Source organism: Bradyrhizobium macuxiense, assembly GCF_001542415.1.
In the GTDB taxonomy this organism is placed as follows: Bacteria; Pseudomonadota; Alphaproteobacteria; order Rhizobiales; family Xanthobacteraceae; genus Bradyrhizobium; species Bradyrhizobium macuxiense.
This window is the reverse complement of sequence record NZ_LNCU01000049.1, coordinates 1-10,116: the sequence shown is the minus strand read 5'-3', so window position 1 is coordinate 10,116 and position 10,116 is coordinate 1. Positions and strand designations below refer to the sequence as shown.

General features: G+C 64.9%; 8 protein-coding genes and 1 pseudogene. 4 read left to right on the top strand and 5 right to left on the bottom strand.

Features of this window, described 5'->3' with window-relative positions:
• Positions 1 to 82: 82 nt before the first annotated feature.
• The 3 genes from AS156_RS17270 to AS156_RS17260 all read left to right on the top strand — a co-directional run bounded on the left by AS156_RS17270 (position 83) and on the right by AS156_RS17260 (position 5,139).
• A complete protein-coding gene (locus tag AS156_RS17270; protein ID WP_066506551.1) occupies positions 83 to 2,146 on the top strand; it encodes a hypothetical protein in 2,064 nt (687 codons plus the stop codon).
• A gap of 158 nt (positions 2,147 to 2,304) precedes the next feature.
• Entirely contained in the window at positions 2,305 to 2,727 is a 423-nt protein-coding gene (locus AS156_RS17265; protein WP_066506549.1) for a DUF2946 family protein, read from the top strand.
• Positions 2,728 to 2,874: 147 nt separating this feature from the next.
• On the top strand, positions 2,875 to 5,139 hold the full coding sequence (locus AS156_RS17260; RefSeq protein ID WP_066506547.1) for a TonB-dependent receptor: 2,265 nt from the start codon (positions 2,875 to 2,877) through the stop codon (positions 5,137 to 5,139).
• A 107-nt stretch (positions 5,140 to 5,246) separates the two neighbouring features.
• On the opposite strand, the gene AS156_RS17255 is transcribed toward AS156_RS17260, so the two are convergent.
• The 3 genes from AS156_RS17255 to AS156_RS17245 all read right to left on the bottom strand — a co-directional run bounded on the left by AS156_RS17255 (position 5,247) and on the right by AS156_RS17245 (position 6,792).
• Positions 5,247 to 5,564, bottom strand: coding sequence for an EthD family reductase (locus AS156_RS17255; RefSeq protein WP_029083699.1), 318 nt, complete (start codon positions 5,562 to 5,564; stop codon positions 5,247 to 5,249).
• Between the two features lie 111 nt (positions 5,565 to 5,675).
• Positions 5,676 to 6,188: a GNAT family N-acetyltransferase gene (locus AS156_RS17250; RefSeq protein WP_066506544.1), complete on the bottom strand. Its 513-nt coding sequence runs from the start codon at positions 6,186 to 6,188 to the stop codon at positions 5,676 to 5,678.
• 115 nt (positions 6,189 to 6,303) lie between these two features.
• Positions 6,304 to 6,792, bottom strand: a complete 489-nt coding sequence (locus tag AS156_RS17245; protein WP_066506661.1) for an NUDIX domain-containing protein — start codon at positions 6,790 to 6,792, stop codon at positions 6,304 to 6,306.
• 135 nt (positions 6,793 to 6,927) lie between these two features.
• On the opposite strand from AS156_RS17245, the gene AS156_RS17240 reads away from it, so the two are divergent.
• Positions 6,928 to 7,815: a metallophosphoesterase family protein gene (locus AS156_RS17240; protein WP_066506658.1), complete on the top strand. Its 888-nt coding sequence runs from the start codon at positions 6,928 to 6,930 to the stop codon at positions 7,813 to 7,815.
• Here the strand turns inward: AS156_RS17240 and AS156_RS44480 are convergent.
• Together AS156_RS44480 and AS156_RS17230 are read right to left on the bottom strand one after the other, a co-directional pair.
• A pseudogene (locus tag AS156_RS44480) lies at positions 7,812 to 8,318 on the bottom strand (hypothetical protein); the annotation flags it as partial. The gene AS156_RS17240 and the pseudogene AS156_RS44480 overlap by 4 nt on opposite strands.
• Before the next feature lie 645 nt (positions 8,319 to 8,963).
• Positions 8,964 to 10,034 (bottom strand): IS110 family RNA-guided transposase, encoded by a 1,071-nt coding sequence (locus AS156_RS17230; RefSeq protein ID WP_066498677.1) that lies wholly within the window; start codon positions 10,032 to 10,034, stop codon positions 8,964 to 8,966.
• Positions 10,035 to 10,116 lie beyond the last annotated feature (82 nt).

The window sequence follows — 10,116 nt, the reverse complement described above, 5'->3', positions numbered from 1 at the left end:
CCATCCACGACTTGACGCTCGGCACCGAAGACGTGGATGCCCGGGTCAAGCCCGGGCATGACGATGCTGATAGGCTTGTGCCATGAACTACGGTATCGCGTTCACACCGCTGGTTCCCTCGATCGTGCTGTGGCTCGCGCTCGGCGCAATCGTCGTGATCGCAGTGCTGCTGCTCCTGTCGCGCGCACGCGGCACCGCGGTGCGCGTCGGCGCGCTGGCGCTGATTCTGCTCGCGCTGGCCAATCCTTCCTTCACGCGCGAGGACCGCGAGCCGCTGTCCTCGGTTGCCGTCGTCGTGGTCGACAAGAGCCCGAGCCAGAACTTCGGCACGCGCACGCAGGAAACCGAGAAGGCCAGGGAAGCGCTGGTCGACAGCCTGAAGCAAATCAAGGGCCTCGAAGTCCGCGTCGTCGAGGCCGGCCAGGCCGACGGCGAGACCGACGGCACCAAGCTGTTCGGTGCGTTGTCGTCGGCGCTCGCCGACGTTCCGGTGGAGCGCGTCGCCGGCGCATTCATGATCACCGACGGCCGTGTCCACGACATTCCCGCCAATGCGCAGGCGCTCGGCTTCCAGGCTCCGGTCCACGCGTTGATCACCGGCCGCAAGGACGAGCGCGACCGCCGCATTGCGATCACGGCGGCACCGCGCTTCGGTATTGTCGGCCAGACCCAGACCATCAGCTTCCGGCTCGACGACCAGGGCGTCACCGGCGAGCGCGCCAAGGTCACAATCCGCCGCGACGGCGAGGTGATCAACGAGCGCACGATGACCAGCGGCCAGTCCGCCAGCGTCGACATCGACATCAAGCATGCCGGTCAGAACATCGTCGAGATCGAGGCTTCGCCACTCGAGAACGAATTGACGCCGGTCAACAACCGCGCCGTGGTCTCAATCGACGGCGTGCGCGACAAGCTGCGCGTGCTGCTGGTCTCCGGCGAGCCGCATTCCGGCGAACGCACCTGGCGCAACCTGCTGAAGTCGGACCCCAGCGTCGACCTCGTGCACTTCACCATCCTGCGTCCGCCGGAGAAGCAGGACGGGACGCCGATCAACGAGCTGTCGCTGATCGCGTTTCCGACCCGCGAGCTGTTCCAGCAGAAGATCAACGAATTCCAGCTGATCATCTTCGACCGCTACGCCCGCCAAGGCGTGCTGCCGATCGCCTATTTCGACAACATCGCGCGCTATGTCCGCGCCGGCGGCGCGGTGCTGGTCTCGGCCGGCCCCGACTATGCCTCGACCACCAGCATCTGGCGCACGCCGCTCGACGCAGTGCTGCCGGCCGAGCCGGTCGGCGTGACCGAGAAGCCGTTCTACGCACATCTGAGCGATGCCGGAAAACGCCATCCCGTGACGCGCGGGCTGGAAGGCTCGGCCTTCGAGCCGCCGCACTGGAGTCGGTTCTTCCGCACCGTCGAGACCCGCAATGCGGTCAACCCGCCGGTCATGACTGGCGCCGACGGCAAGCCGCTGCTGCTGCTGTCGCGCTTCGGCGAAGGCCGGGTCGCGCTCTTGCTCTCCGACCACATCTGGCTGTGGGCCCGCGGCTATGAAGGCGGCGGCCCGCATCTCGATCTGTTGCGGCGGGTATCGCATTGGCTGATGAAGCAGCCAGACCTCGACGAAGAGGCGCTGCACATGCAGGTGCAGGGCAAGGACCTCATGGTGGTGCGCCAGACCATGGCCGACACCGTCTCGCCGGTCACTGTCACCTCGCCGAGCGGCACCGCGCACCAACTGACCCTGGCCGCAAGCGATCCCGGCGAGTGGCGCGCGACGCTGCCCGCCAACGAGCTCGGCCTGTGGCAGGCGACCGACGGCACGCTGAAGGCGCTGATCAATGTCGGCCCGACAAATCCGAAGGAGTTCTCGGAAGTCACCTCGACCACCGAGACGCTGAAGCCGCTGGCGCAGGCAACCGGCGGCGACTCACGTCGCATCGTCGATGGATCGAACCTCGACATGCCGCGCATCGTGCCGGTGCACTCATCCTCGATCTTCCGCGGCGACGGCTGGCTCGGCGTCAAGATGCGCGATGCCAGCGTGGTCAAGGGTGTCGGCGTGTTGCCGATGTTCGCGGGCGTGATCGGCCTGTTGCTGCTGCTCGGCGCCTTTGCCGCCACCTGGTTGCGTGAAGGACGTTGATCCGGCTCGACGGCGCGTTGCGTCAATCCCACACAGGCCGGCGATCGACCGCAGGTCGTCGCGACGACGGTTGACATCGCCTCGGCCATCCGATGTTATAATGTAACATCGGGACGGCATGGGGTCATGACGCTGTTCCGAGGGCGGGCGTCAATCGGATGAAGTGGTTCCGGAGACATATCAGGACTGGCTCACGGCTGGCGCTGTTCGCGCTAGCCGTCCAGTTCGTGCTGTCGTTCGGTCATTTCCATCCGCTTGCAGCGGCAGAGGCCGCGCCTGCGGTCCAGACCGGTCTGTCGCAACTCGACTTCGCCTATATCGGCACGTCTGCGACGCCGGACCTCGCAATTGAGGTCGTCCAGAAGCAACCGCCGGCCCATCACGACAAGGACCAGCAGCCTTCCGACTATTGCGCGATCTGCGCCGTCATCTCGATGGCGGGCAGCGTGCTGGTCGCGGCCCCGCCGGTGCTGTTGTTGCCGGAAGCGGTGGAGTTTCTCCGCCGCACCACCGATGCCGAATTCCTTCACCTCAAGTCGGCTCCCGCGGCGTTCCGTTCCCGCGCCCCTCCGCTGTCCTGACATCGATTGCTGTCTGTGCCTCTGAGACCCGGCCGCGTTGAGCGGCTGGATCTCGGAGAATCGTTCAATCGGTCCGTCGCCAATGACGGCAAGGCCCCGCCAGCTCCACCAAAAAGAAATCGGCTGGCGGCCTTCAGGATCCCGACCATGAAGTCCCCGTTCAGAGCTACCCTCCTCCTGTCCGCATCAGCTTCGGCGCTGTTCGGACTGGGCCATGTTGCCAGCGCACAGACCCCTCCGCCCGGTGCCGAGGGCACCACCACCTTGCCGAAAATCGAGGTCGTCAAACCGCGCCAAACGCAAGCGCCACGGCGTACGCAGAAGCGCGTCGTCACCACGCGGCGCGCCGCGCCGCCGCCGGAAGCGCCCCCGCCGACCCAGGCGCAGGTGCTGACGACCACCAACGAGAAGTTCGATACGGCCCGCCAGAACATCGTCGCCCCCGTCGGCGCCAATGCGCATCAGGTCAATCACCAGGCGATCGAGGCGATGCCGCAAGGAGCGGACGCGCCGCTCGACAAGGTGCTGCTGCAGTTCCCTGGCGTGACGCAGGACTCGGCGGCGAGCGGCGAGCTGCACGTCCGCAACGAGCACGCCAATGTGGCGTATCGCATCAACGGCATCATGCTGCCGGACGGCGTCGGCGCTTTCGGCCAGATCCTCGATACCGGCATCGTCGGCAGCCTTGCCCTGCTGACCGGCGCCCTGCCCGCGCAATACGGATTCCGCACCGCCGGCGTGCTCGACATCCAGACCAAGACCGATGCGTTCGACAACACCGGGAAGGTCAGCATGTATGGCGGCAGCCACGGCACGTTCACGCCGAGCTTCGAGTATGGCGGGACGGTCGGGCAGACCCAGTATTTCGTCTCCGGACGCTATTTCCAGAGCAGTGTCGGCATCGAGAATCCGACGTCGTCCTACAACGCGATCCACGACAACACGTCGCAGGAGAAGGGATTCCTCTATTTGTCGACGGTGATCGATCCGACCAGCCGGCTGACCTATATCGGCGGCGTCTCCAACAGCACCTTCCAGATCCCGAACAACCCCGGGCAGACGCCGAGCAACACAGCGTTCGGCGTGTCGAACTTCGATTCTTCGCTGCTCAACGAGCGCCAGACCGAGTTCAACCAGTTCAACGTCGTGGCCTACCAAAAGTCGTTTGAGGACATCGACATGCAGGTGTCCTACTTCAACCGCTACAGCCAGCTGCATTTCTATCCCGATACGATCGGCGACCTCGTCTTCAATGGCGTCGCCTCCGACGTCTATCGCCAGAGCGTCATCAACGGCATTCAGGAAGATACGGCCTGGCGCGTCGGCTACGCGCATACGCTGCGATTCGGATTCTCGGTCTCGGGGGAGCGGAGCCTGGTCAACAACATCTCGACAGTTCTTCCGCTCGCCGATCCGACTGACCCGAGCGCCGGCACGATCGACGCCCCGTTTTCGATCTTCGACTCGAACGCAAAGACCGGCTGGCTGATCGGCACCTATCTGCAGGACGAATGGCGGATTAACAACCAGCTGACCCTCAATGTCGGCCTCCGCTTCGACCAGATGTACCAATATGTCGACGCCAACCAGCTCAGTCCGCGCTTCAACATGGTGTGGAAGCCGTATGACGGCACGACGTTCCACGCCGGTTATTCGCGAAACTTCACGCCACCGGAGCAGGTGATCGCGGCACCGGTCAATCTCGCGCTGGTTCAGGGAACGTCGCAACAGCCCGGGACCAATGTCAGCAGCCCGGTGTTGCCTGAGCGTTCCAACGTGTTCGATGTCGGCGTGGACCAGAAGATCCATGCGATACCCGGTCTCGAAGTCGGTATCGACGGGTACTACAAGAACGCCCGTGATCTGCTCGACGACGGTCAATTCGGCGCGGCCTATGTGCTGACCGGCTTCAACTACGAGCGCGGCGAGAATGTCGGCGTCGAGCTCAAGGCGAAGTACACCAACGGCAATTTCCAGGCCTATGGCAACGTTGCATGGGCAAAACAGATCGCGACCAACGTGGTCTCGAACCAGTATCTGTTCGATCCCGACGAACTCGCCTACATCGCCTCGCACTATATCTACACGGATCACGCCCAGACCTGGACGGCCTCCGCCGGCGCGTCATATTTGTGGAACGGCACGCGCTTCTCGGCCTCGATGATCTACGGCAGCGGCCTGCGCTCGGGCTTTGCCAACACCGATCATTTGCCGGGATACACGCAGGTCAATCTCGGCGTGTCGCACGACTTCAACATCGTCGCGCCGAACAAGCCGACCACCGTCCGCTTCGACGTCGTCAACCTGTTCGACTCGATCTATCAGATCAGGGACGGCTCCGGCATCGGCGTGTTCGCCCCGCAATACGGGCCACGCCGCGGCTTCTACGTCGGCATTTCACAGAAGCTGTGACGGCAGCGCTTCGCGTGGCGTGAATGCGCCACGCGGGTGATGCAAGGTTCTAAAACAGCCGAGCCTCTCCTGCCGTTAGCGGCAGGAGACAACGCCCGCATAAGTCGTCAGTGGCCGACGACGACTTCGCTGATCTGGATCACCGGTTGCAGATCGGTGTAATTCGGAATGTCGCCCATGATCTCCTGGGCGTGCTTGCCCATGCCGGCCGCGAAGGCCTCGACCGAGTCGCAGAAGATGTGGCACATCCCGACATAGGTTGCGGGCGTTCCTGGCGCGCCGCCCGCGAGACCCTTGTCGACGGTGTAGTATTTGCAGGCGTCGCCCAGCCGCGCCTTCACCAGCGGCATGTGCTTGTCGCGATAATAATCGTGATCGAAGCGCGCGCCGGGATTGTTCGGATACATCACACTGACCTTGATCATGGCGCGCACTCCCTTTTGATATGACATGCGCCGGCTATGGCCCGGCGCTTCACCTCAACTGTGCTTCAGTTCTCTCGGGTGCGCAACCGTTCCGACAGTGCCGCAAGCGTTCTAAAACGCCTTGCTCCAATCCGGCTGGATCGGCCCGGATACGCCCTCGAAGGCGCCATCGACCAGTTCCAGGACAAGCAGGCGGCTGTAATCGACCGGGCCGGGCATGGTCATCAGCCCCTTCGGGACCGGCTTGAAGCCGACGCGCGCGTAATAGGGTTCGTCGCCGACCAGCACGATCAGCCGGTGGCCCTTCGCGCGGGCGTCGTTGATCGCGCGCTCGAGCAGTGCGCGGCCGACGCCACGGCTGCGGAACGGCGGCTCCACTGTCAGCGGTCCGAGCATCAGCGCCTGCGTATCGCCGATGCTGACCGGCAGCTGGCGCACCGACCCGACCAGCAGCGTACCGATCCGCGCCGTGAAGGAGACGTCGAGCAAATGATCGACATGCTCGCGCAGCCGGTAGGCGCTGAGAACGAAGCGGCCGGGCCCGAAGGTGCGCTCGTGCAGGCGCTCGATCGCCTGGGCGTCTTTCGGGGTCTCGGGCAGGATGGTCAGGGACAGTTCCGTCATTGTGGAGCGCGGGATAGCATCTGCCACGCGTGCGGTCCATCGCCCTGCCCGCGTTAGCCGCGGCTTTCTGGTCGCGGCCGGGAGCGGTGTCCGCTCCTCGCTGGTCCCGCCGCATTCACCGCCATGTGACCGATGGCGGCCTGCCGTCGAGCACCTCCGCGATCCGCAGCCGCGTCCCCGGCGTGGTCTCGTCGGGCAGCGCGGCCGGATCGAAGAAGCCGCAGGCCACGATCTCGCGATTCGGCTCCGGCAGCCGGTCCTGCCGGTAATCTCTGACGACATAGACCGCGACGTGATCACGGCGCGAGACGTGGCTGTTGAAGAAGACGCCGTGCAGCACCGGCTCGCCGACGAGCTCGATCCGGCCCTCCTCGACCAGCTCGCGCCGCAGCGACTCCAGGAAGCTCTCGCCGACCTCGACCCCGCCGCCCGGCAGATACCAGCCGTGGACGTAGCTATGCTTGACCAGAAATACCTTGTCGTCGGCGTCAAGCACGACCGCGCGGACCCCGAGCGTCATGCCGCGAACCAGCCGCCAGTAGAAGTGAAACACCCGCCTGAGCTGCGGCTCCAAGCGCTTGCGCAAGCCCGCCAGCTCCGTCACTGAACCCTCGACATCATGGTGTTTGATCCTTGCGCGGACGCGGTCCGCTTGCCAATACAGAGCAGGACTTTCGGGATAGCACGACATGACCGAGTGCCGGCCACCTTTCACAGGCAATCCGAACGGGACCGAATGATGGCAACGTTCCGGCTCGCGCATCTGTCCGACCCGCACCTGCCGCCGTTGCCGGCGGCGCGGCTGCGCGATCTCGCCGGCAAACGCGCGTTCGGCTATCTCAACTGGACACGCAACCGTCACAAATACCACCGCCGCGACGTGCTCGACACGCTGGTGTCGGACATGCAGGCGCAGCAGCCGGACCACGTTGCCGTAACCGGCGATCTGGTCAACCTTGCACTCGACGCCGAGTTCAACCCGGCGAGGGAATGGCTCGAAGGCGTCGGCGGTGCGGCCGACGTGACTGTGGTCCCCGGCAACCACGACGCCTATGTGCGCGCGACGCGGCACCGCTTCGCCCACATCTTCAGCGACTACCTGCGCGGCGACGTCGACAGCGCGGCGGTCAGCTTTCCGTTCGTGCGCCGGCGCGGGCCGGTAGCGCTGATCGGCGTCTCTTCGGCGGTGCCGACGCCGCCCCTGATGGCGACCGGCTGGCTCGGTCACGCGCAGCTTGGCGCGCTCGACACGATCCTCGCGCAACTCTCTGTTGAGGATGCCTTCCGCGTGCTGCTGGTGCATCACCCGCTGCATTCCGACGGGCACGCCAAGCGGCTGACCGACTCGCACCAGCTGCTCGCATTGCTCAAGCAGCACGGCGTCGAGCTGGTCCTGCACGGCCACGACCACATTCATTCGACGATGTGGTTCGACGGCCCCGACCGGAAGATCCCGGCGATCGGCGTGCCGTCGGCATCGGCGCTGGCGCGCAAGCACTATCCCGCCGCGGCCTACAATCTGTTCTCGATCGAACGCGACGGCAATGCCTGGCGCTGCAAGCAGACCGTGCGCGGCCTCGACGGCGAGCGGCGGATCGTGGAGCTAGCGACCGCGCGCTTGCTCTAGAAATTGCGCAGGCTCGCGAACAGCGCGAGGCCGAACAGCGCGAGACCGCCCATGATGAAGCCGAGCACGAACATGCCGAAGCCGCCGCGGCGCTTCGGTGCTGCGACCGGCACGGGCGGTGGCGGCGGGGGCGCTTGCTCGGCAACGGGAAGCGGCGTTGCCACCATCGCATGCTCGCGCTCGATCAGGCGCCGCGCCACATAGTCGGTGACGGCATCGACGATGACAGGCACGTCGTGAGATTCGGCGAGCACGATGCGGCCGAACCTGGTGTCCTGCACGAAGCGGTAGATCCGCTTGTCGCGGCCCATCAGGATGTGCGCGACGACATCGATCCAGAGCCGCGGCGTCTCGCCCTGGCTGATGCCGCGGTCGAACAGATCGACCTTCTCGGGCACCTGCGCGAACAGCGGGTCGAGCGCCTCGTTGAGGATCTCGAGCCGCGCCACCTCGGCGTCGCGCAATTCGACGACGACGCCGGTGCGGTCGGCCGCCTCGATCCGNGCGCCCGCCGCAGGGCCTCACGCAGCGTCGGCCGCAGCTCGCGCGCCTCTTTGCCGGTGTTCTGGAGGTCAGACATGCCTCGCGGCCTCATGGTGACGGGTTTTCGGGACGTTAACCTATCAGCAACCATGACGCGCGCAAAGGCTGTTTGTTCCCAAGGGGTTACGTAACCACTTATCCCCAGACCAAAGCTGAACCAACTGTCCCGAAATGTATGGTCCGGCCGTGCGGTGCAAGAGGTTTTTCATCGATCTGGCAAATGCGGTCTTGCATCAATGTATCCGGCCTCTAGTTGGAGCGTGTCGCGCTCCGGGCCATCATGGATATCAGCGCGCATGCGACGTTCTTAGCGGACAGGCTTCAACGAGCCGTTCGGGTCACCAGTGTTCGCATGCGCCGGGAAGACCGATCTCCATCTTTGTCCCATCCTCTCGCAGACCTCGGCAGGCGGACTAAGCTACATCATCAATAGCTCCTTATTTCTGTTCCTTTGTTCGTGCCTGGCGGCCGTTCCTTCGTCCCGACCTGTGGGCTACGGATGCGCCGCGCGCAGGGGCCGTCAAGGCTGGCCGTCGCGCGGGTCTTGCCGCTCGCTTCCATGCTGCCAGGCCACGCCTTGTACGGCCCGGAGCACGGCGCGAGGATCACGCTGGATGGGACTCCATCGTATTGTTCTTATCGCACGCGAAGGCGCGCCCCTTGTTGAGAACCGCCCACGCGATACGGGCGAGCTTGTGGGCCAGCGCAATGGCGAGCACGTTGTGGTGTAGTCGCTTCTTCGCCGCTTCAATCCAAGATTTGAGCCCGTAGCGCTCCCACTGCTTTGGCCCCAGCTTAACCAGCACGACCCAGGCCGCCTGAACGAACAGGGCGCGCAGATAGCGATTGCCGCGCCTTGATATGCTGCCAAGGATCGTCCGGTCTCCCGTCGAGATTTGCTTCGGGACCAGCCCGAGCCAGGCGCCGAAGTCGCGGCCTTTAGAGAACACGTCGCCGGTGCCGACCGCGGCCACCATCGCGCTCGAGATGATGGGGCCGATGCCGGGGACCGTCATCAGCCGCTCGCAGTGCAGGTCTTGGCGGGCGAGCGCTTCAATCTCGCCGGTGAGACCCTCGATGCGCGCATCCAGGTGGCGCCAGTCTCCGGCCAATGCCTCGATGAGGCGCGACATGCGGGGCGACAGAACATCGGTGCGCATGGCCAGAATGCCCGGCAGCTCGGCCCGCAGGAAACGCAGTCCTTGCCGGACTGCAATGTCCCGCTCCAGCAGGAAGGCGCGGATCTGATTGATGATGCCGGTACGCTGGCTGACCAAGCGCTCGCGGACACGGTGCAGGGCCTGCAGGTCGAGTTGGTCGGCGGTCTTGGTCGCAACGAACTTCATGGTCGGGCGTTGCACCGCCTCGGCAATCGCCTCCGCATCGCGGAAGTCGTTCTTCTGTCCCTTGCTATACGGCCGCACATATTTGGCCGGCATCAGCCGGGCATTGTGGCCGAGTAGCTGTAGCTTGCGGCTGAGATGATGGGCGCCGACGCAGGCCTCCATGCCGATAAGGCACGGCGGCAGGTTGGCAAGTCGCACCTCGACCTGGCCACGCGACCATTTCTGCCGAAGCACGATCGCACCATGCTGATCCTGTCCCACCACGTGGAACGAGTTCTTGCCAATATCGATGCCGATCACGGCGATTGCGCAGTTGGATTGCTGAGACATGGCGTGCTCCTTGTCTTCGCTGCCCCGAGCCAGCTTCTATCACTGGCGGGGCTGGAGCACGGCCGGACCATCCCATTAGCGG